Annotated in this window: 21 protein-coding genes; 9 read left to right on the top strand and 12 right to left on the bottom strand. The window is 62.7% G+C overall.

What is annotated here, in order from left to right; all coding sequences use genetic code 11:
• Positions 1-2: 2 nt before the first annotated feature.
• The gene (gene dapD / locus AC07VY_RS13950; RefSeq protein WP_495098170.1) at positions 3-827 is read right to left on the bottom strand and encodes a 2,3,4,5-tetrahydropyridine-2,6-dicarboxylate N-succinyltransferase; all 825 of its coding nucleotides are present in this window, start codon (positions 825-827) and stop codon (positions 3-5) included.
• Between the two features lie 13 nt (positions 828-840).
• A complete protein-coding gene (gene dapC, locus AC07VY_RS13945; protein WP_495098171.1) occupies positions 841-2,055 on the bottom strand; it encodes a succinyldiaminopimelate transaminase in 1,215 nt (404 codons plus the stop codon).
• Between the two features lie 103 nt (positions 2,056-2,158).
• Between dapC and AC07VY_RS13940 the strand changes: the two genes are divergently transcribed.
• The 5 genes from AC07VY_RS13940 (at position 2,159) to AC07VY_RS13920 (ending at position 7,578) form a co-directional block, all read left to right on the top strand.
• On the top strand, positions 2,159-2,542 hold the full coding sequence (locus tag AC07VY_RS13940) for a cupin domain-containing protein (protein WP_495098172.1): 384 nt from the start codon (positions 2,159-2,161) through the stop codon (positions 2,540-2,542).
• Between the two features lie 132 nt (positions 2,543-2,674).
• Positions 2,675-3,490 carry a CDP-diacylglycerol--serine O-phosphatidyltransferase gene (gene pssA / locus AC07VY_RS13935; protein ID WP_495074320.1) on the top strand — a complete coding sequence of 272 codons (816 nt, stop codon included), beginning with the start codon at positions 2,675-2,677 and terminating at the stop codon, positions 3,488-3,490.
• A 171-nt stretch (positions 3,491-3,661) separates the two neighbouring features.
• Positions 3,662-5,281, top strand: coding sequence for a 2-isopropylmalate synthase (locus tag AC07VY_RS13930; RefSeq protein ID WP_495098173.1), 1,620 nt, complete (start codon positions 3,662-3,664; stop codon positions 5,279-5,281).
• Between the two features lie 25 nt (positions 5,282-5,306).
• Complete coding sequence (locus tag AC07VY_RS13925) at positions 5,307-6,845, top strand: 2-isopropylmalate synthase (RefSeq protein WP_495074318.1); 1,539 nt, start codon at positions 5,307-5,309, stop codon at positions 6,843-6,845.
• 10 nt (positions 6,846-6,855) lie between these two features.
• Entirely contained in the window at positions 6,856-7,578 is a 723-nt protein-coding gene (locus AC07VY_RS13920; RefSeq protein ID WP_495098174.1) for an acetyltransferase domain-containing protein, read from the top strand.
• Between the two features lie 199 nt (positions 7,579-7,777).
• Here the strand turns inward: AC07VY_RS13920 and AC07VY_RS13915 are convergent, their stop codons facing one another.
• The 4 genes from AC07VY_RS13915 to msrB form a co-directional block, all read right to left on the bottom strand.
• Positions 7,778-8,563, bottom strand: a complete 786-nt coding sequence (locus AC07VY_RS13915; RefSeq protein ID WP_495074316.1) for a peptidylprolyl isomerase — start codon at positions 8,561-8,563, stop codon at positions 7,778-7,780.
• A gap of 74 nt (positions 8,564-8,637) precedes the next feature.
• Complete coding sequence (locus AC07VY_RS13910) at positions 8,638-8,898, bottom strand: BolA family protein (RefSeq protein ID WP_495074315.1); 261 nt, start codon at positions 8,896-8,898, stop codon at positions 8,638-8,640.
• Positions 8,895-9,458: a septation protein A gene (locus AC07VY_RS13905; protein ID WP_495074314.1), complete on the bottom strand. Its 564-nt coding sequence runs from the start codon at positions 9,456-9,458 to the stop codon at positions 8,895-8,897. Before AC07VY_RS13905 ends, AC07VY_RS13910 begins: the two co-directional genes overlap by 4 nt.
• 43 nt (positions 9,459-9,501) lie before the next feature.
• Entirely contained in the window at positions 9,502-9,912 is a 411-nt protein-coding gene (gene msrB, locus AC07VY_RS13900; RefSeq protein WP_495074313.1) for a peptide-methionine (R)-S-oxide reductase MsrB, read from the bottom strand.
• Between the two features lie 276 nt (positions 9,913-10,188).
• Here msrB and AC07VY_RS13895 point away from each other — a divergent pair, with 276 nt between their 5' ends.
• From AC07VY_RS13895 to AC07VY_RS13880, 4 genes are all read left to right on the top strand, one after another.
• Positions 10,189-11,832: a 3-(methylthio)propionyl-CoA ligase gene (locus tag AC07VY_RS13895; RefSeq protein WP_495098175.1), complete on the top strand. Its 1,644-nt coding sequence runs from the start codon at positions 10,189-10,191 to the stop codon at positions 11,830-11,832.
• A 122-nt stretch (positions 11,833-11,954) separates the two neighbouring features.
• A complete protein-coding gene (locus AC07VY_RS13890; RefSeq protein ID WP_495074311.1) occupies positions 11,955-12,257 on the top strand; it encodes a DUF2007 domain-containing protein in 303 nt (100 codons plus the stop codon).
• 9 nt (positions 12,258-12,266) lie between these two features.
• Positions 12,267-12,872 carry a DUF938 domain-containing protein gene (locus AC07VY_RS13885; protein ID WP_495098176.1) on the top strand — a complete coding sequence of 202 codons (606 nt, stop codon included), beginning with the start codon at positions 12,267-12,269 and terminating at the stop codon, positions 12,870-12,872.
• Positions 12,873-12,901: 29 nt separating this feature from the next.
• The gene (locus tag AC07VY_RS13880; RefSeq protein WP_495098177.1) at positions 12,902-14,032 is read left to right on the top strand and encodes a serine hydrolase domain-containing protein; all 1,131 of its coding nucleotides are present in this window, start codon (positions 12,902-12,904) and stop codon (positions 14,030-14,032) included.
• A 54-nt stretch (positions 14,033-14,086) separates the two neighbouring features.
• On the opposite strand, the gene AC07VY_RS13875 is transcribed toward AC07VY_RS13880, so the two are convergent.
• The 6 genes from AC07VY_RS13875 to AC07VY_RS13850 all read right to left on the bottom strand — a co-directional run bounded on the left by AC07VY_RS13875 (position 14,087) and on the right by AC07VY_RS13850 (position 19,589).
• Complete coding sequence (locus tag AC07VY_RS13875) at positions 14,087-14,584, bottom strand: TlpA family protein disulfide reductase (protein ID WP_495098178.1); 498 nt, start codon at positions 14,582-14,584, stop codon at positions 14,087-14,089.
• Positions 14,585-16,726, bottom strand: a complete 2,142-nt coding sequence (locus tag AC07VY_RS13870) for a TonB-dependent receptor plug domain-containing protein (protein ID WP_495098179.1) — start codon at positions 16,724-16,726, stop codon at positions 14,585-14,587.
• Between the two features lie 117 nt (positions 16,727-16,843).
• A complete protein-coding gene (locus AC07VY_RS13865; RefSeq protein WP_495074306.1) occupies positions 16,844-17,743 on the bottom strand; it encodes a metal ABC transporter substrate-binding protein in 900 nt (299 codons plus the stop codon).
• Between the two features lie 30 nt (positions 17,744-17,773).
• Positions 17,774-18,664 carry a metal ABC transporter permease gene (locus AC07VY_RS13860; RefSeq protein ID WP_495098180.1) on the bottom strand — a complete coding sequence of 297 codons (891 nt, stop codon included), beginning with the start codon at positions 18,662-18,664 and terminating at the stop codon, positions 17,774-17,776.
• Entirely contained in the window at positions 18,664-19,452 is a 789-nt protein-coding gene (locus AC07VY_RS13855) for a metal ABC transporter ATP-binding protein (RefSeq protein WP_495098181.1), read from the bottom strand. Before AC07VY_RS13855 ends, AC07VY_RS13860 begins: the two co-directional genes overlap by 1 nt.
• The gene (locus AC07VY_RS13850; protein WP_495074303.1) at positions 19,446-19,589 is read right to left on the bottom strand and encodes a hypothetical protein; all 144 of its coding nucleotides are present in this window, start codon (positions 19,587-19,589) and stop codon (positions 19,446-19,448) included. The genes AC07VY_RS13855 and AC07VY_RS13850 overlap by 7 nt, the downstream gene beginning before the upstream one ends.
• Between the last annotated feature and the right edge of the window lie 113 nt (positions 19,590-19,702).

Genomic DNA, 19,702 nt, shown 5'->3' with positions numbered 1-19,702 from the left:
TATCAGTCGCGCAGCAGGTCGTTCAGGCTGGTTTTGGAGCGGGTTTGTGCATCTACGCGCTTGACGATGATGGCCGCGTACAGGCTGTACTTGCCGCCGTCCTTGGGCAGGGTGCCGCTGATGACCACCGAGCCAGATGGTATGCGGCCATAGGTCACGGTGTCGGTCGCGCGGTCATAGATCGGCGTGCTTTGGCCGATGTACACGCCCATGGAGATGACTGAGTTTTCTTCGACCACCACGCCTTCAACCACTTCGGAGCGGGCGCCGACGAAGCAGTTGTCTTCGATGATGGTGGGGCCGGCCTGCAGGGGCTCCAGCACGCCGCCGATGCCGACGCCGCCGCTCAAATGCACGTTCTTGCCGATCTGCGCGCAGGAGCCCACGGTAGCCCAGGTGTCGACCATGGTGTTCTCGCCCACGTAGGCGCCGATGTTCACGTAGGACGGCATCAACACCGCGCCCTTGGCGATGTAGCTGCCATGGCGGGCCACGGCCGGCGGCACGACGCGCACGCCGGTGGCCTTCATCTCATCTGCGCTCAGGTGGGCGAACTTGGTCGGCACCTTGTCGTAGAAGCCCAGGTCGCCGGCCTTGATGATTTCGTTGTCCTTCAGGCGGAAGGACAGCAGCACCGCCTTCTTGATCCACTGGTGCACGGTCCATTGGCCCACGCCTTCGCGGGTGGCGACACGCAGGTGGCCGTTGTTCAGCTCGTTGATGACGTGGGCGACGGCGTCGCGCACCTCGGCCGAGGCGGCGGTGGGCGACAGGTTGGCACGGTCTTCCCAGGCGGTGTCGATGGTGGCTTGGAGTTGTTGTGTCATGTTGTTCTCTGCTTCAGGTTTTGGATTGGATGAATTGTCGGATGCGTTGGGCGGCCTCGGCGCACTCGGCCGTCTCGGCCACCAGGGCCATGCGGATACGCTGGCGGCCGGGGTTCTGGCCGTTGGCTTCGCGTGCCAGGTAGCTGCCAGGCAGCACCGTCACATTGTAGGCAGCCAGCAGGTCGCGGGCGAAGGCCACGTCGCTGTCCAGGCCGTCGACTACGGCCGGGCCGGGCACCTGGGCCCAGAGGTAAAAGCCGGCGTCGGGCAGGGCCACGTCCATCACCTCGGCCAGGATAGGCGTGACCTGGGCGAACTTGCTGCGGTACAGCGCGCGGTTCTCTACGACATGCTGCTCGTCGTTCCACGCGGCCACGCTGGCGGCCTGGACCACCGGTCCCATGGCGCTGCCATGGTAGGTGCGGTACAGCAGAAAGGGTTTGACCAAGGCGGCGTCGCCCATCACAAAGCCGCTGCGCAGGCCGGGCACATTGCTGCGTTTGGACAGGCTGGTGAAGGCGATCAGGTTTTTGAAGTCGTTACGGCCCAGCTTGGCGGCTGCTTCCAGGCCGCCCAGCGGTGGCTCGTCACGGAAGTAGATCTCGCTATAGCACTCGTCAGAGGCGATTACAAAGCCGTAGCGGTCGCTCAGGGCGAACAGCTTTTGCCACTCGTCCAGCGGCATTACCGCGCCGGTGGGGTTGCCGGGCGAGCAGACGAACAGCAGCTGGGTTTGGGCCCAGATCTCGGCCGGCACGCTGTCCCAGTCCACCGCGTAGTTGCGCGCCGGGTCGCTGGGCGCGTAATAGGGCGTTGCGCCGCCGAGCAGTGCCGCGCCTTCGTAGATTTGGTAGAACGGGTTCGGGCAGACCACGGTGGCTTGCGGCTGGGTCGGGTCGATCACGGTCTGCGCAAAGGCGAACAGCGCTTCACGCGAACCATTCACCGGCAGCACCTGGGTAGCCGGATTCAGCTTCAGGCCGTAGCGGCGTTGCACCCAGGCGCAAAAGGCCTCTCGCAGGCGCGGTTCACCGCCGGTGGCGGGGTAGCCGGCCAAGCCGGGCAGGCCGGACACCAAGGCTTCCTCAATGAAGTGAGGCGTAGCATGCTTGGGCTCGCCAATGCCCAGGCTGATGGCGCGGTAAGCGGGGTTGGGTGTGACAGAGGCAAAAAGTTGCTTCAGCCGTTCGAAGGGGTAGGGCTGGAGTTTGGAAAGCAAGGGATTCATGGGGTGGGATTATGGAACAGCCCCAGGTCGCAGATCGTGTGGCCCTAGGTAAACGCAATTTATGATTCCAGTCCTATCCCCGAGGAATCCCAAGGAATTTGCCATGACTGTATTTACCAAAGTAGTGCTATTCACCGACACCGATGGCCGTGCGCGTTTTCGCGACGAGGCGATGGAGCTGGGTGAAGGTACGCCCAGCTCGCAGCTGTCGCCGCTGATGGCCAGCGGTGGTTACCAACTACGGCAGAGCCCAGTCGGGTTTCGCAGCAGCTTCCACTGCACGGGCGCCCCGCAATGGGTGTTGATTCTGGGCGGGCAGATGGAGATTGGGCTGCAAGGCGGCGTGTCGCGCATCTTCAAGGCGGGGGAGCATTTCTATTCGGCCGATGTGCTGCCCGAGGGCGCTACGTTCGACCCCGCCATCCATGGCCATTGGAGCCAGCAAGTGGGCGACGAGCCACTGGTGACCATGTTTGTGCGCGGCTAAATTTGCGCAGACCTCAGACGCGGTTTTTGGGTCAGGGCTGGCTTACACTGCGGTCCCTCTGTTTCATACCGCTTGCGCCTTTGGCGTGTGCCGCGTTTCTTTTGTTTTATATCCATTTATCAGGCTTTCGCCATGCATAACGGCAACGACTCCGACCGGGTTCCGGGCGCGCCCGTCCTGGTGCGCAAGCGCCGCAAGGGCATCTACATACTGCCCAATCTGTTCACGCTGGCTGCCTTGTTTGGCGGCTTCTATGCCATCGTGATGGCGGTAGATGGGCGCTTCGACCAGGCCGCTGTGGGCGTGTTTTGCGCCATGGTACTGGACAGCCTGGATGGCCGTGTGGCCCGCATGACGAACACCCAGAGCGCGTTTGGTGAGCAGATGGACTCGCTGTCCGACATGGTGTCGTTTGGTGCAGCTCCGGCGCTGATCGCCTATATGTGGACCCTGAAAGGCCTGGGCCGCTGGGGCTGGATTGCGGCGTTTGTGCATTGCGCTTGCGCCGCGCTGCGTCTGGCTCGCTTTAATGTGAATACCACCGTGGTCGATAAGCGCTATTTCCAGGGCCTGCCGTCGCCTGCCGCGGCTGCGCTGATCGCCGGATTCATCTGGCTGATGAACGATCTGAATGTGTCGCCTGCGGACGTTGCGTGGGTGATGTTTGCGCTGGCCCTGTACGCTGGCCTGAGCATGGTGACGAATGCGCCGTTCTATAGCTTCAAAGATATACAGATGAAGAAGAGCGTGCCGTTTGTGGTGATCGTGCTGATCGCGCTGGGCATTGCCGTCATCACCATTCATCCGCCTATCGTGTTGTTTGGTGCGTTTGTGATCTATGGCTTCAGCGGCTACGGTGTGTACGCTTGGCGCCGCTTCAAGGGCGTGCAGACCAGCGTGATCAGCACCTCGAAAGACGAACCTGACGAGCGCGGTCTGCACAAATAAAAAAACCGCTAGAATCGCACGCTATGAACAAAATTTCGCTAGCGCTACTACTGATCCCCTCCGGGCGGAGACGGTAGCGCACGCGCAATTCCAGTCAAAACGGCCCGTATGCACCAGCAACGGGCCGTTTTTCATTGGGTTGCTGGTTTTTTGAACCTTGAGAAGTACACCATGTTGAAGCAACCTGCCAGCAAATATCCAGCGTTCCAGCCCATCCGTTTGGTCGACCGTAGTTGGCCCAATGTGCAGCTGACCCAGGCCCCGGTCTGGCTCAGCACCGACCTGCGCGACGGCAACCAGGCGCTGATCGAGCCCATGGACATGGAACGCAAGCTGCGCATGTACACGCACCTGCTGGAGATCGGCTTCAAGGAAATCGAAGTCGGCTTCCCGGCCGCATCGCAGATCGAGTTCGACTTTGTGCGCCGCCTGATCGACGACAACATGGTGCCCGACGATGTGACCATCCAGGTCATGACTCCGGCCAAGGAACCGCTGATCCGCCGCACGATGGAAGCTCTGGTCGGCGCCAAGCGTGCCATCGTTCATATGTACAACGCCACCTCGCCACTCATGCGCCGCGTGGTCTTGGGCATGGACGAAGACCAGATCGTCGAATTGGCCACCAGCCACGCCCGCCTGATCCAAGATTTGGCGCGGCAGCAACCGGCGACGGCCTGGACCTTCCAATACTCGCCCGAGCATTTCTCCGGCACCGAGCTGGCATTCTCCAAGCGCGTCATCGATGCGGTCACCGATGTCTGGCAGCCAACGCCGGCCCAGCCTTGCATCATCAACCTGCCGACCACGGTGGAGCATTCCACGCCCAATGTATTCGCCGACATGATCGAATGGATGGACCGCAACCTGGCGCGGCGCGACAGCATCGTCTTGTCGGTACACCCGCACAACGACCGCGGCACCGGCGTGGCAGCAGCCGAATTGGCCATGATGGCCGGCGCCCAGCGGGTAGAAGGCTGCTTGTTCGGCAATGGCGAGCGCACCGGCAATGTGGACATCGTGAATATCGCGCTGAACCTCTATACCCAGGGCGTGTCGCCCCAGTTGGACTTCTCGCAGATCGACGAGATCCGCCGCATGGTCGAGCACTGCAACCAGCTGCCGGTGCACCCGCGCCACCCCTACGTGGGCGAGCTGGTCTACACATCCTTTTCCGGCACCCACCAGGATGCGATCAAGAAGGCTTTTGCCCTGCACACCGAAGATGCGGTCTGGGCGATTCCCTACTTGCCTATCGACCCGAAAGACCTGGGCCGCAGCTACGAGGCGGTCATCCGCGTCAACAGCCAGTCGGGCAAGGGGGGCATGGCGTATTTACTCGAAACCGAATACGGCCTGGAATTGCCACGCCGGCTGCAGATCGAGTTCAGCCAGATCGTGCAGGCCGTGATGGACGGAGCGAACAAGGAGCTCACGGCGCAAGATCTGTGGAATCTGTTTGATCGTGAATACGCCCTGGCCAGCACTATCACGCCGCCATTGCCCGCCAGCGGGCAGGGCGTGGGCCCGATCGATGCATTTGTGACCCACTGGAACGCCACTTCAGCCACCCAGGTGCGGGTCTTGGATTACCACGAGCATGCGCTGGGTTCCGGTGCCCAGGCCCAGGCCGTGGCGTATCTGGAGTTGCGCATCAATGAGCAGCACACGGTGTTTGGGGTGGGCATGGACGCGAATATCGTGTCGGCTTCGCTCAAGGCCATCGCCAGCGGCTTGCAGCGCATCCAAAAGCGCGAAAATACCCAGTTGACCGAATCCGTATCCGTTTAAAAAACGACACCCACAGGAGCCCGCCATGACCGACAAACTCATCATTTTTGACACCACCTTGCGGGACGGCGAACAGTCTCCGGGCGCGTCCATGACGCGCGACGAAAAGCTGCGTATCGCGCGCCAGCTGGAACGCCTCAAGGTAGACGTGATCGAGGCCGGTTTTCCTGCCAGCTCTGCTGGCGACTTCGAATGCGTACAGGCGATCGCCCGCGCCATCAAGGACGCCACCATTTGTGGCCTGTCGCGCGCCAATGACCGCGATATTTCGCGTGCCGCCGAAGCCCTGAAGGATGCGGCCAACGCGCGTATTCACACCTTCATCGCCACGTCGCCGCTGCACATGGAGAAGAAGCTGCGCATGACGCCCGATCAGGTGTTCGAGCAGGCCAAGCAGTCGGTGCGCTTTGCGCGCAACCTGGTAGCCGACGTGGAATTCAGCCCCGAAGACGGTTACCGCAGCGATGTGGACTTCCTGTGCCGCGTGCTGGAGGCGGTGATCCACGAGGGCGCAACCACCATCAACGTGCCCGACACCGTCGGCTACGCCATCCCCGAGCTGTACGGCAACTTCATCAAAACCCTGCGCGAACGTATTCCTAACAGCGACAAGGCGATCTGGTCCGTGCACTGCCACAACGACCTGGGCATGGCCGTGGCCAACTCCCTGGCTGGAGTGAAGATCGGCGGCGCACGCCAGGTGGAGTGCACCATCAACGGACTGGGCGAACGTGCTGGCAACTGTTCGCTGGAAGAAATCGTCATGGCCGTCAAAACCCGGCGCGACTACTTCGGCCTGGACATCGGCCTGGACACCAAGCATATCCTGGCCACCAGCCGTATGGTCAGCCAGACCACTGGCTTCGTGGTGCAGCCCAACAAGGCGGTGGTTGGCGCGAATGCCTTTGCCCATGCCTCCGGCATCCACCAGGATGGCGTGCTGAAGGCCCGTGACACTTACGAAATCATGCGCGCCGAAGACGTGGGCTGGAGCCACAACAAGATCGTGCTGGGCAAGCTCAGCGGCCGCAACGCCTTCAAGCAACGCCTGCAGGATCTGGGTGTGACCATGGAGAGCGAGGCCGACATCAATGCCGCCTTCGCCCGCTTCAAGGAGCTGGCCGACCGCAAGAGCGAGATCTTCGACGAAGACATCCTGGCCCTGGTCAGCGACGAGGCAGTGGCCAATGACAACGAGCAATATGCCTTTGTCTCCTTGTCGCAGCACAGCGAAACCGGCGAACGCCCCAGTGCCAAGATCGTTTTCTCGGTGGACGGCAAGGAAGTCAGCAGCGAGTCCGATGGCAACGGCCCGGTGGACGCATCCCTGAAAGCCATCGAAGCCCACGTGCAGAGCGGCGCCGAGATGGTGCTGTACTCGGTCAACGCCATCAGCGGCTCCACCGAAAGCCAGGGCGAAGTGACGGTGCGCCTGCAAAACAGCGGCCGCGTGGTGAACGGCGTGGGTGCCGACCCAGACATCATCGTCGCGTCGGCCAAGGCGTACCTGAGCGCGCTGAACAAGTTGCAAAGCAAGGCAGATCGCGTCGCAGCACAGGGCTGATGTCAGGCTGATGCAGCGCTTTAGCCGCATTGACGCCCTGCGTGGGCTGGCCGTCGTCTGGATGACGGCCTTCCATTTTTCTTTTGACTTGGACCACGCGGGCTTTTGGCGGCAGAACTTTTACGCCGACCCGTTCTGGACCTGGCAGCGCACAGCCATCGTCAGCCTGTTTCTGTTTTGCGCGGGGCTGGGTCAGGCGGCGGCCGCCCAGCAATCTATTCCCTGGCCGCGCTTCTGGCGGCGCTGGGCGCAGATTGCGGGCTGCGCGCTGCTGGTGACGGCCGGTTCGGCCTTTATGTTTCCGCACAGCTTCATTTATTTTGGCGTGCTGCACGGCATCGCGCTGATGCTGATCGTGGCGCGGTTGACGGCCGGCTGTGGCGTCTGGCTGTGGCCGATGGGCGCGCTGGCGATTGCTTCTAAATTCATAGCTGCTTACGCAATCAATATCAGCGCTACAGCCGAATTTTTCAACCAAAAATCAGTGAACTGGCTGGGCTGGATCACGCAAAAGCCCATCACAGAAGACTATGTGCCCTTGTTCCCCTGGCTGGGTGTGTTGTGGTGGGGCATGGCTGCGGGATTTTGGCTGCTGAAAAAACGGCCCTTATGGCTAGATGGCAGGGCGCCCGCACCCCTGGCCTGGCTAGGCCGCTGGAGCCTGCCGTACTACATGCTGCACCAGCCGGTGCTGATTGGTGCTATGACAGCTTTCGCCTGGCTGAAAACGTAAAAAAGCGGCCGAAGCCGCTTTTTTGCTATGGTCTCAGGAGCTGGTCGCGCATATGGAATAAGCGCCAGCTGCCTAAACGCCCTCAAACCCATCGCACTAACACCCCTTCCAGAGATACCGCGGAACTGGTTCTGCCAGGCCGCTGGTATCGCCCCCTGCAAGGGGGGAGGAGGCCACACGAAGTGGGCAAGCCTGGGGGTTATTCCACCTTCGCTGCTGCGCGCAGTTCTTGCTGGAACGCCACCAGCTTTTGCTGTTGCAGTTGCTGGGCGATTTGTGGCTTCACTTCTTCGAACTTGGGCAACTGGGCTTGGCGCTCGTCGTCCAGGCGGATGATGTGGTAGCCGAACTGGCTCTTCACCGGGGTGTCGGTGGTCTGGCCCTTCTTCAGCTGGATCAGCGCTTCGGTGAATTCCTTCACGTAGCTGCTGGGGTTGGCCCAGTCCAGATCGCCGCCCTTGGCGCCAGAACCCTTGTCGGTGCTGGACTTTTTGGCAATGGCGGCAAAGCTGGCACCTTTTTTCAGCTGGGCAATGATGGCCTTGGCTTCAGATTCTTTTTCCACCAGGATGTGGCTGGCCTTGTATTCCTTGCCACCGTTGGCTGCCACGAACTTGTCGTACTCGGCCTTCATGTCTTCTTCGCTGACGGGGTTGGCCTTTTGGTATTCGGTGAACAGCTCGCGGATCAGCAGGGTCTGGCGGGCCAGTTCCATTTGGCTCTTGAAGTTGTCGCTGGCGTCCAGGCCGCGCTTTTGGGCTTCCTGCATGAAGACTTCGCGGGCGATGACTTCTTCCTTGATCTGGCCTTCCATTTCCGGCGTCACCGGGCGGCCCGACTGGGCGACCTGCTGGGCCAGCGCGTCGACGCGCGTCTTCGGAACAGCCTTGCCATTCACGATGGCAACGTTTTGTGCGGATGCCGACAGCGCCAGGCTGCCCAGCAAAGCAGCAGCGACCATGGTGGATAACAGTGTTTTCTTCATGCGTTTTCCTAGAAGGGGGTTTGCGAGCCAGCCTGGAATGGACAGCTCAAGATAAGAAGAGGTTCGGACCCGGTTTACAGCACTTCAATAGCAATCGCGTGTACGCCCTGGTCGATAAATTCTTGCAACGCATCATACACAAGCCTATGGCGCGCCACCCGGGACTGCTGGGTAAACAAGGGTGAAGCAATGCGCACGCGGAAGTGGGTACCCCAGTTGCTGCCGTTGGAGCCGCTGTGCCCGGCATGGGCTGCGCTTTCGTCCAGCACCTCCAGCTGCGTGGGGGCCAGAGTGCCGCGCAGGCGCTGGGCGAGTTGGTCGGCGGTAGGGCTCATGCTTGCTTGTCGGCGGCGTCCGCCTCGGCAGCCGGCTCCGGGCCCAGGTAGCGCGAGATGTAAATGCCCTGGCCGACCATGAAGGCCAGCGGGAACACATAGCCCCAGATCTTGAAGTTGATCCACTCGTCGGTGCTGTAGTAGGCCGCTACATAGCCGTTGATGCCGGCCATGAACAGGCAGTACAGCATCCAGGCCACGTTCAGGCGCATCCACACCGCGTCGGGCAGCTCCAACTGGCTGCCCAGCATGAGCTTGAGGTAGTTCTTCTTCATGACCCACATGGCTATGCACATGGCCAGGGCCATGGCGATGTAGAGCACAGTGGGCTTCCACTTGATGAAGGTTTCGTTTTGCAGCACCAGGGTCAGGGCGCCAAAGGCCAACACCATGCCCAAAGTCATTTTGTGCATGGTGGTGAGCTGGCGCTCAATGGCGTAGGTAATGCCCATCTGGACGATGGTGGCCACCATCAGCACACCCGTAGCCACATAAATGGTGGACAGCTTGTAGGTGACGACGAACAGCAGGATGGGGAGGAAGTCGAGCAGGAGTTTCATGGTGGCATCATGGGAAGGGAGGCCGAAGGCCCACCCCTCAAGCTTAACTGGCCTTGAAGTCCAGCGACGCGGAATTCATGCAATAGCGCAAGCCGGTGGGCGCCGGGCCGTCTTCAAAGACATGGCCCAGGTGGGCGCCACACTGAGAGCAGACGGTTTCCACCCGGCGCATGCCGTGGCTGGTGTCGGTGATTTCTTCGATGGCGCCGGGCTCGGCTTCTTGCGAGAAGCTGGGCCAGCCGCAGCCAGCGTCGAATTTGGTGGCCGAGTCGAACAGCTTGGCGTCGCAGCAGATGCAGCGGTATTCACCTTTGGCCCAGTTCTGGTCGTACTTGCCGGTGTGCGGGCGCTCGGTGGCGGCGTGGCGCGTCACCTGGAAGGCCACGGGTTCCGCGCCTTTTTCGGCCAGCAAGGCCTTCCATTCGGCGTCGGTCTTTTCAATTTTGTGTGTCATGGTGGTGAGCTTACAGCGTGGGTAAAAGCCCTTCTGGGCGTGGAAACCATGTGGGGCCGCAGACCCCGGCTTACAAGCCTGGGACTCCGGGCTGGCCGGTTTGGTTCTGCTTGCCAGGTATTTTATGTGTCAAATTGGTACTTAGCGCAGGAGCTATCTACGCCAGCTGCTATCCATTTGGAAGCAAACTGCAGGCATCCCCAAGTTGCGGGACAACACTGACGCGCGTCTGCCAAGCCCCGCCGATACTGGGGAGATAGCAAAAGGAGACAAGAAATGCTGGGTCTGATGCAAAACCAGGCGATGCTGATTTCGAACTTGATCGAATTCGCCGAGCGCCACCACGGCGATGCCGAGATCGTGTCGCGCCGGGTCGAGGGCGACATCCACCGCAGCGACTACCGCACGGTGGCGGCCCGGGCGCGCCGGGTAGCCAACGGGCTGGACGCCTGGGGCCTGGCCGCCGGCGAGCGTGTCGCCACCCTGGCCTGGAACGGCTACCGCCACATGGAGCTGTACTACGGCGTCAGCGGCTCCGGGCGGGTGCTGCATACCGTGAATCCGCGCCTGCATATCGACCAGTTGGCCTGGATCGTCAACCATGCCGAAGACCAGGTGCTGTGCTTTGACCTTGGTTTTCTGCCCATCGTCCGGTCGGTGTGCGGCCGTTGTCCCACCGTCCGCCACTGGGTGGCGCTGTGCGATGCCGATGCCTTGCCGGCCGACACCGGCATCCCCGGCCTGTGCAGCTATGAGGCCTGGATCGCCGGCCAGTCAGACGTGTACACCTGGCCCGGCCTGAACGAAAACACCGCCTCCAGCCTCTGCTACACCAGTGGCACCACCGGCAACCCCAAGGCCGCGCTGTACAGCCACCGCTCCACCGTGCTGCACGCTTATGCCATCTCCTTGCCCGACGTGATGTGCCTGCGCGCGCGCGACGCCGTACTGCCGGTGGTGCCCATGTTCCACGTCAATGCCTGGGGCCTGCCGTACGCGGCGGCCATGGTGGGCTGCAAGCTGGTGTTTCCCGGGCCGGCGCTGGATGGCAAGTCGGTCTATGAGCTGATGGAGGCCGAACAGGTCACCATGGCCGCTGGCGTACCCACCGTGTGGCAGATGCTGCTGGGCCATCTGCAGGCCGGCGGCCTGCGCTTTTCTTCCTTGCAACGTACGGTGATTGGCGGCGCGGCCTGCCCGCCAGCCATGCTGCGCTCGTTCCAGGACGACTACGGCGTGGAGGTGCTGCATGCCTGGGGCATGACCGAGCTTTCTCCGGTTGGCACGCTGTGTTCGCTCAAGCAAAAGCATCTGGCCCTGCCGCCGGATGCGCAAATGAAGATCCGCCAGAAGCAGGGCCGTGCGGTGTTTGGGGTGGACATGGAAATCGTGGACGCCAACGGCCAGGCCCTGCCGCATGACGGCCACACGGCGGGCGACCTGCTGGTCAAAGGCCCCTGGGTGGTGGCGGAGTATTTCAAAGGCGATGGCGGTGACCCGCTGGTGCGCGACGCCAATGGCATGGCCTGGTTCCCCACCGGCGACGTGGCCACCATCTGCCCCGACGGCTTTTTGCAAATCACCGACCGCAGCAAGGACGTGATCAAGTCCGGCGGCGAATGGATCAGCTCCATCGAGCTGGAAAACATCGCCGTGGCTCACCCAGCCATCGCCATGGCGGCCTGCATAGGCGTGAAGCACCCCAAGTGGGACGAGCGGCCGGTGATCGTGGCCGTGAAAAAGCCGGGCGCGGTCGTGGACGTGGCGGATTTGCTGCAGTTCTACCAGGGTAAAACCGCCAAATGGCAGATCCCGGACGATGTGGTGTTTGTGGACGCCATCCCCATGGGCGCCACTGGCAAGATGCAAAAGATGCGGCTGCGCGAGCTGCTCAAGGACTACACGCTGCCCAGCGTCTGAGCGGGGTGCCAAAGATTTATAAAAAATAGGCCTGTAGCGCAGGATTCACCTGCGCAAGCAGCTATCAAAAAAGCAGCAAAGACACTGCCGAAAACGCCCCCATAGCGCGTATGCTTATAGCTATGTTGCGCTTGACCCAGGCCCCCAATCTCGCCATCGCCACGCTGTGGGCCGACGCCCTGGCGGTGGAGGGCATTGCCGCCAGCGTGCAGCGCCAGTACCTGGTGGGTGTGGCTGGCGAGCTGCCCCCCGACCAGTGTCTGCCCGAGGTGTGGATTCAGCACCCGGCCCAGGAGGCCCAGGCCCGCACGCTGCTGCACCACCTGCAGAATGTGCCCCAGCGCCGTTGGCAGTGCTGTTGCGGCGAGCTGGTGGAGGGCGGCTTTGAACAATGCTGGAGTTGCGGTGCCTGGATGCCACGCTAAGCTCGGTAGATGACCTCGCATTTCGAACCCCTGCACAGCCCCGCCGCCGAACGCAATCTGCCTCCCATCCTGGCCGAGTTGCAGCGCATCCTTCCCGCCCAGGGACATGCGCTGGAAATCGCCAGCGGCACCGGCCAGCACGTAGCCGGCTTTGCCCGGGGCCTGCCCGGCTGGCAGTGGCAGCCCAGCGACGCCCAGGCGGACGCCTTCGGCTCGATTGCCTACTGGTGCGCCCAGGCTGGAGCGGCCAATGTCTTGTCGCCCGTGCTGCTGGATGTGCTGGCGCCAGACTGGCCTGTACAAGCCATGGACCTGGTGTACTGCGCCAACATGCTGCACATCGCCCCCTGGGCTTGCTGTGCGGCGCTGATGGCGGGCGCGGCAAGACAATTGACGCCACAAGGCGTGCTTATCACCTATGGTCCGTATCTGGAAGCGGGTGTAACTACGTCCCCGGGCAACCTGGCCTTTGATGCCGACCTGCGCCAGCGCAACCCCGCCTGGGGCTTGCGCCAGCTGGACGATGTGGCTCAGCAGGCAAAGCTGGCGGGCCTGCAGCTGCGCGAGCGGGTGCAGATGCCGGCCAATAACCTGCTGCTGGTGTTCACGCGATGAAGGGGATACAGAAGCCATTCGGGCGTTCGATGCCATGGACACGTCATTGGCGCAAATGCCGGGCGCTGGCGCCGGCTGCCGCTATTTTTCTGTACGGATGTGCGTCCCCGGGCCGGGTGGATTCCAGCACTGACAACCTGCACAACACTCTGCAAACACTGGCGCAACAACACCATGTGTGCGCCGTGGGCTTGGCGGTCATCAAGAACCGCGAGTTGGATGCCATCGAAACAGCCTCCGGTTGCACTCCGGCGGCGGCATTGGACACCCACAGCGTTTTCCAGGCGGCCTCCCTGGGCAAGCCGGTATTTGCCTACGCGGTGCTGAAGTTGGTGGAGCAGGGCCGGTTGGCACTGGATACGCCCTTGATGCACTACCTGCCCCAGGGCTATAAGCACCGGCACCAGCCTTTGAAGGCTGAGCCTTTCGACCTGGTGGCGGACCCGCGCATCGAGGCCGTGACGGCACGCATGGTGCTGACCCACACCTCCGGGCTACCCAACTGGGCATCCGGTCCGCTGGGCTTCGATGCGGCGCCAGGTACCCGTTGGGGCTATTCCGGCGAGGGCTTTGTGCTGCTGCAGCGGGCGGTGGAAGCGCTGACCGGCGAGCCGCTGGACCGCTTCATGGCCGCCCAGGTATTCCAGCCCTTGGGTATGGAGCACAGCAGCTATGTGTGGAAAGACGAGCTTGCACACCAGGTCGTGCCTGGGACCAAAACCAACGGCGCACCCAGGACAACCCTGCAGTTGAAGCAACCGATTGCCGCTTTCTCGCTGTACACCTCGGCCGAAGACTATGGCAAGTTTCTGGCCACGGTGCTTAACGATGCGCCCTTGCTCCAGCAGCTGACGGCTTCTCCCGTGCCGGTGGAGCCCCGCCTGGGCATCTCTTGGGGATTGGGCTGGGGACTGGAGACCACCGGCCAGGGGCTCTATATCTGGCACTGGGGCAATAACACCGGCTACCGCGCCTTCGTGATGGCGTCCCTTCAAACCGGGGATGGCTTTGTCATGCTAACCAACAGTGAAAACGGCCTGGAGTTGGCCGAGCCCCTTGCGCACCAGCTCGTACCGGACGAGCACAAGCTGTTCCAGTTCTCCATGCTGGGCGGCGATGTGCTGACCATGGTCTGCAAAGCAGTGCGTATTTGCCTGTAAGCTATTGAAAAGATAGCGGAAAAGCGCCTGAATATCTGCGCCAGGCACGGATTTCTAAGTTGGGCCGGCGCAGGCCGTAAGCAGCGTCTGCAGATCGGCATCGGTCAGCTCGCCGGTATGCGCCTGGCAGATGCGCCCATCGCGCAGTGCCACGCTAAAGGGCAGGGCGCCGCTGCGGTTGCCGGCGCCGCGCATCAGCGCTGCGGGGTTGGCACTGGCGCGCAACACGGTCAGCCCGACTATGCCGCGCTGCAGCAGGAACTGCTGGGCTAGTTGCGGCGCATCGGTGGCTACCAGCAGCAGGGTCCAGCCGGCTTGGTTCTTGGCAAAGGTCTGCAGGCGCGGCAGTTCGGCCACGCAGGGCGGGCAGTCGCGGCTCCAGAAGTTGACCAGCACCGGCCCGCGCAGCTGGGATAGCTGCACAAAGCGGTCTCCCTCCAGCGTGGGCAGGGTGAAGTCCCAGGTGGCGGGCGCGGCCAGGGCCGGGCTAGCCAGCACACAGGCGGCCTGGCCCAGCCACTGCCGCCTGGACAAAGTGGAGCGTGGCTGCATTCAGAACGTGAGCTTCACGCCCGCCGTAATGCTGCGGCCTATGTTCGGGCCCCAGATGTGGGTCACGTCGATATTGCCGTTCTGGTCCAGCCACAGAAAGCTGTCCTTCTTGGCCTGTTGGTAGTTGAATACGTTGTTGATGCCCAGGTAGGTGGAGACGTTTTTGTTCCACTGGTAGGAGGTGCGCGCATCCACCAGCCAGAAGCCGGGGCTTTTGTCGGGCTTGGGTGTGCCGTCCAGGTTGAAGCGCGGGGTGTCGGCATAGTCGTAGAACTTGGCCAGGTCTTGTGGGCCGGTGTAGGTGGCGCGCAGATTGAAGTTCCAGCCGCCCGCGTCGTGATCCAGGCCGAAGGTGGCGCGGTAATCGGGCCGGGCGAACAGGCTGCCCTGGAAGTCTGTGGTGTTGAAACGGTACTGGTAGCGCTCGAAGCCTGCGCTGAGCTTGTCGGCCGGCGTCGCCTGCCAGGTGCCCACCACATCCACGTTGTTCACCGTGTAGCCGCTCTTGGCCGGCTGCAGCAGGAAGGCACCGGAGTTGGCCGTATCGTCCACGAACAGCGCCAGGTTGTTGATGCGCGTGTGATTGACCGAGGCGGTGAAGGAGTTGCGGTCGGTCTCGATATTCCAGGCGTAGGAGATGTTGTTCGACTTCTCGGCCTTGGCCTGCGAGCGGTCCACCGCGGGCGCCGACAGTATGGCATGCTCCAACTCGAAGAACGAGGTCGGCAGGCGGAAGCCCTGGCCCAGCGCCAGCCGGCTGGAGATGCTGTCCGTGTGGTGCCACAGCATGTCCAGGCGCGGGGTGGTGATGCCGCCGTAGACGTTGTTGCGGTCATAGCGCAGGCTGCCGGTCACTTCCAGGTCGTCGTCAAAAAAGGTGCGGTAGCCCTGCAGGAATACGCCCGGCGTGCGGTAGGTGTAGGTGTCCGCATCGCTGCGCGGAATGCCGAAGGTGGGGGTGGACGGGTCTTCGCTGACCGACAGGCTGTGCAGGTCTTCATAGCGGTAGTTGATGCCGCCGGTCAGCAGCGTGGCGCCGACCCAGGACTGCAGGCTGCTCTCCAGGTAGTACTGCTTTTGCTTGCCGAAGTAGTCGGCGTCGCCGCCGTACCAGGAGTCCTGTTTGTGCTCGGCATAGCCAAAGGCAAAGCGCAGCTTGGTGTCGCCAAAGTCGCGCTCGGCGGTACTGACGAACTGGTCGCGGTGCGTGAAGATGATTTGCGCCAGGCCAAAGCGGCCGTCGTCATAGGCCGGCATAGTGCTGCCGTCCGACGGGTTGACCCAGCTGTTCGCTACCGGCGAGGCGTGTGGCCCCTTGCTGAAATCGAACGGATTGCCGGATGTGTCGGCGCGCACGCCGTCATAGTCGTCGCCCAGCGGGCCGCCCATACGCTTTTCTTCGATGGAGTCGAAGCGCGCCTTCAGCTTGAAGCCGCCCACATCGTCCAGAAACAGGCCCAGGCCGCCCAGCGTGCGGTGGTAGCCGGTGTATTGCGACACGCCGGTGCCTACGCCGTCCACGCTGTCGTGTTGCTGCTGGGTGGCGTTGAAGGTGATGGCGCCACCGTCAAAGGCTTTGGCGGCATAGGCCGTGGCGCGGCGCATGCCGTAGCTGCCCGCGCTCAGGTCCAGCTCGCCTTCGTCTTTGTGGGGCCGCCGGGTGACCAGGTTGACCGTGCCGGCCAGCGATTCGGGGGCGACCAGGCTGGTGCCCGCGCCGCGCGAGATGTCCACCCGCTCCAGCCCGTTCACGCCCACCATGTCCAGGCCGTAGGCATTGGAGACGGACGAGAAGATGGGCACGCCGTCCAGCGTCAGCGTGGTGTAGCGGCCGGGCAGGTTGTTTAGCGTGATGTTGCGCACATTGCAGACTGAGCATTCCACCTGCACGTCCACGCCGGGGCGGTGCGCCATCAACTCGGTGAGGTTGGTGGCGCCGGTCTTGGCGATCTCTTTGGCGTTGATGCTTTCGGTCTTGACGATGTCGCTGCGCAGCGAGCCGGGCTGGGTGACCGTAGGGTTGGCGTTCACCACCACCGGGGCGAGTGACTTGGGCGCGGCGTCCTGGGCGTGGGCGCCATGAGCGGCCAGGGCAAGGATGCTGGCCGCCAGGGGTGTCAAAGTGAGTTGCTGCTGTGGCATGGTATGGGCGTGGGTTGTCCAGCCCCGGCGGCGGGCTCGGGGATGTCTACAAGATTTTTAGGGTTCTAGCGCAGGTAATACCTGCGCTGGTAGCTATCTAATCAATAGCAATGCTGTTCAGTTCTTCTGCATGCCTGCCAGCAGGGCGCTGACGTTGTAGCGGGCCATTTCCAGGTAGGTTGCGCCGGGCTGGCCGGGGACGGACAGGGCGTCGGCATACAGGCTGGCGCCCACGGTGGCGCCGGCGTCTTTGCTGATTTGCTCCAGCAGCTTGGGGTTGCTCATGTTTTCCAGGAACACGGCGTTGATCTTTTCGCGCTGGATCTGCTTGATCAGCTGGGCGACTTGCTTGGCACTGGGTTCCGCGTCGGTGGAGATGCCCTGCGGCGCCAGGAAGCGGATACCGTAGTGCGCGGCAAAGTAGCCAAACGCATCGTGCGAGGTAATCACCTTGCGCTTCTCTTTGGGCAGGCTGGCGAACTGCTCTTTGGCCCAGCTGTCCAGCGTTTGCAGCTCTTTCACATAGGCTTCGCTATGGGCCTTGTAGCTAGCGGCGCCTTCGGGGTCGAGCTTGGCCAGGCCGGTGGCGATATTGCGCACATATAGCACCACGTTTTCAGGGTTTTGCCAGGCGTGGGGGTCGGTTTCCACGCCCTTGCCGTCCTCAGAAGCCATGGTGCGGGCCTTCACGCCGGTCGATGCGACCACGGTGACGCCCTTGTAGTTGGCCGACTTGGCCAGCTTCTGCGCCCAGTGCTCAAAGCCCAGGCCGTTGACCACGAAGAGCTTGGACTGGACGATGCTTTTCGCGTCCGCCGGCTTGGGTTCGAACTCGTGAGCGTCTTCGTTCGGGCCGACCAGGGTGCTGACGTTCACACGGTCGCCGCCCACCACGCGCACCAGGTCGCCCAGGATGCTGAAGCTGGCGACCACGGGGATTTTGTCGGCGGCATAGCCGGTGGTGCTGAGCACGGCGGCGGCCAGGGGGACGAGCAGTTTGCGGACGATGTTGTGCATAGAGATAGACAGGTTGGAGTGGAAAAGCAGTTAGGCCACGCGATGCGTGCGTACCCAGTTACGTTGCAGCCAGCCGCCGGGCGACAGCAGCAGCGAAGCCGCGTACAAAGCCCCGGCGCACCCGATGATGGTTGGGCCGGAGGGCGTGTCAAAGTGGTAGGACAGCAGCAACCCAGCCACGCCGGCCAGCATGGCTTGCAGGCTGGCGTTGACCAACTGGGCGGGCAGGGTGTCGTGCCAGAGCCGGGCCGACACGGCTGGGATCATCATCAGGCCGACGGCCATCAGCGTGCCCAGGGTCTGGAAGCCAGCCACCAGGTTGATGACCACCAGCATCAAAAAGCCCTGCTGCCATACCCAGGTACCCCAGCTGCGCTTGCCGGCAGCGCTGAGGAATACCGGGTCGAAACTCTCCAGCACCAGGCCTCGGTAGGCAGCGGCCAGGGCCAGCACACTGACGCTGGCCACCGTCGCCACCAGTTGCAGGCCGGCGCTGTCCACCCCCAGGGCGCTGCCGAATAGGATGTGCAGCAGATCCAACTGCGTGCCGTGGCGCGATATCAAGGTAACGCCCAGCGCCAGCGACACCAGGTAGATGGCGGCCAGGCTGGCGTCTTCTTTCAGCGCGGTGGCGCGGCTGATCCAGCCGGCCAGCGCCGCCACTAGCATGCCGACGACGACGCCGCCCAGGGCCATGGCCGTCAGTGACAGGCCGCAGAGCATGAAGCCGATGGCCACGCCGGGCAGGATGGCATGGCTGAGCGCATCGCCCAGCAGGCTCATGCGGCGCAGCGTTAAAAACACGCCCAGCGGCGCTGCGCTGAGCGACAGGGCCAGCGTGGCCACCAGCGCGCGGCGCATGAAGGCGAAATCGGCGAACGGGGCCAAAGCAATGTCCCACAGGCTGTGCAGCAGATCCATCACGCGAGTACTTTCTGGGCGGATGGTGCGCGCATGGCTTGTACCTGGTCCAAGTTGTCTATGGAGCAGACTTCGGCGGTCTCGTCCCAGGCCTCGGCCATGGCGCGCGCGCGGCGCAGATTGCCGTCGGTCATTACCTGTGCGGTTGGCCCCCAGGCCACCAGTTCGCGCGCCAGCAGCAGGGTCTGCGGGAAATGCTCGCGCACCTGCGCGTCGTCGTGCAGCACGGCAATCACCGTACGCTGCTGGCTATGCCATTCGCGGATCAGGCCCAGTAGGGCGGCAGTGGTTTTGCTGTCCATGGCGTTGAAAGGCTCGTCCAGCAGGATCAGGTCCGCGTCTTGCACCACCATGCGGGCAAACAACACGCGTTGTAGTTGCCCACTGGACAAGGAGCCGATGGACCGCCGGCCAAAGTCGTCCAGCCCCACGGCCTGCAGGGCGGTATCGGCGCGGGCCAGTTGGGCTGCATCTACACCGCCCCAGGCGCCCTGGCGCGGCCAGCAGCCCAGCAGCACGCAGTCGCGCACGTCCATGGGAAAGCCCCGGTCTATCTCGGCCAGCTGCGGCAGGTAGGCAATACGCTGGCGCGGCACAGGCAGGTCCACCCGGCCACCGCCCAAGGGCAACAGGCCCATGATGCTTTTTAGCAGCGTGCTTTTGCCCGAGCCATTCGGTCCCACCACGGCTGTCAGCGAGCCGGGGGCAAACTGACCGCTGATGTGGTGCAGGGCAGGGTGTTGGCGGTAGCTGACCGTGAGGTTGTACAACGTGAGGTCATTCACCATGGCGCCACATCCATATTGGCCCAGGCCACGGCCAGCCATAGCAGCGCCACCACGGGCAACAGAGTCAGTACCCGCAACCAGGCGGGCCAGGCCAGCACACTGCGCTGGAAGAGTTTTTGTAGGAATAAGGTGAACATGGCTTTACATAATGAGATGGCATAAAGCCACCCGGTTGCGGTAATAATGCAACCTGATTGCGGTTAATGTAATGCAACTTTGTTGCGTTATTAAATTTTTCGTCAAGATTTAC

It is taken from the genome of Rhodoferax sp. GW821-FHT02C08 (assembly GCF_059421805.1).
Note: the sequence above shows the minus strand (reverse complement) of the source record. Positions and strands in the feature narration are given on the sequence as shown.

Coding starts and splice junctions, on each gene's coding strand:
- AC07VY_RS13860 (WP_495098180.1), bottom strand. CDS start 18,664: ATGGATCTGCTGCACAGCCTGTGGGACATTGCTTTGGCCCCGTTCGCC.
- AC07VY_RS13870 (WP_495098179.1), bottom strand. CDS start 16,726: ATGCCACAGCAGCAACTCACTTTGACACCCCTGGCGGCCAGCATCCTT.
- AC07VY_RS13895 (WP_495098175.1), top strand. CDS start 10,189: ATGCTGGGTCTGATGCAAAACCAGGCGATGCTGATTTCGAACTTGATC.
- AC07VY_RS13865 (WP_495074306.1), bottom strand. CDS start 17,743: ATGCACAACATCGTCCGCAAACTGCTCGTCCCCCTGGCCGCCGCCGTG.
- AC07VY_RS13940 (WP_495098172.1), top strand. CDS start 2,159: ATGACTGTATTTACCAAAGTAGTGCTATTCACCGACACCGATGGCCGT.
- AC07VY_RS13905 (WP_495074314.1), bottom strand. CDS start 9,458: ATGAAACTCCTGCTCGACTTCCTCCCCATCCTGCTGTTCGTCGTCACC.
- pssA (WP_495074320.1), top strand. CDS start 2,675: ATGCATAACGGCAACGACTCCGACCGGGTTCCGGGCGCGCCCGTCCTG.
- AC07VY_RS13910 (WP_495074315.1), bottom strand. CDS start 8,898: ATGAGCCCTACCGCCGACCAACTCGCCCAGCGCCTGCGCGGCACTCTG.
- AC07VY_RS13925 (WP_495074318.1), top strand. CDS start 5,307: ATGACCGACAAACTCATCATTTTTGACACCACCTTGCGGGACGGCGAA.
- AC07VY_RS13850 (WP_495074303.1), bottom strand. CDS start 19,589: ATGTTCACCTTATTCCTACAAAAACTCTTCCAGCGCAGTGTGCTGGCC.
- dapD (WP_495098170.1), bottom strand. CDS start 827: ATGACACAACAACTCCAAGCCACCATCGACACCGCCTGGGAAGACCGT.
- AC07VY_RS13885 (WP_495098176.1), top strand. CDS start 12,267: ATGACCTCGCATTTCGAACCCCTGCACAGCCCCGCCGCCGAACGCAAT.
- dapC (WP_495098171.1), bottom strand. CDS start 2,055: ATGAATCCCTTGCTTTCCAAACTCCAGCCCTACCCCTTCGAACGGCTG.
- AC07VY_RS13915 (WP_495074316.1), bottom strand. CDS start 8,563: ATGAAGAAAACACTGTTATCCACCATGGTCGCTGCTGCTTTGCTGGGC.
- AC07VY_RS13855 (WP_495098181.1), bottom strand. CDS start 19,452: ATGGTGAATGACCTCACGTTGTACAACCTCACGGTCAGCTACCGCCAA.
- AC07VY_RS13930 (WP_495098173.1), top strand. CDS start 3,662: ATGTTGAAGCAACCTGCCAGCAAATATCCAGCGTTCCAGCCCATCCGT.
- AC07VY_RS13890 (WP_495074311.1), top strand. CDS start 11,955: ATGTTGCGCTTGACCCAGGCCCCCAATCTCGCCATCGCCACGCTGTGG.
- AC07VY_RS13880 (WP_495098177.1), top strand. CDS start 12,902: ATGCCATGGACACGTCATTGGCGCAAATGCCGGGCGCTGGCGCCGGCT.
- AC07VY_RS13920 (WP_495098174.1), top strand. CDS start 6,856: ATGCAGCGCTTTAGCCGCATTGACGCCCTGCGTGGGCTGGCCGTCGTC.
- msrB (WP_495074313.1), bottom strand. CDS start 9,912: ATGACACACAAAATTGAAAAGACCGACGCCGAATGGAAGGCCTTGCTG.
- AC07VY_RS13875 (WP_495098178.1), bottom strand. CDS start 14,584: ATGCAGCCACGCTCCACTTTGTCCAGGCGGCAGTGGCTGGGCCAGGCC.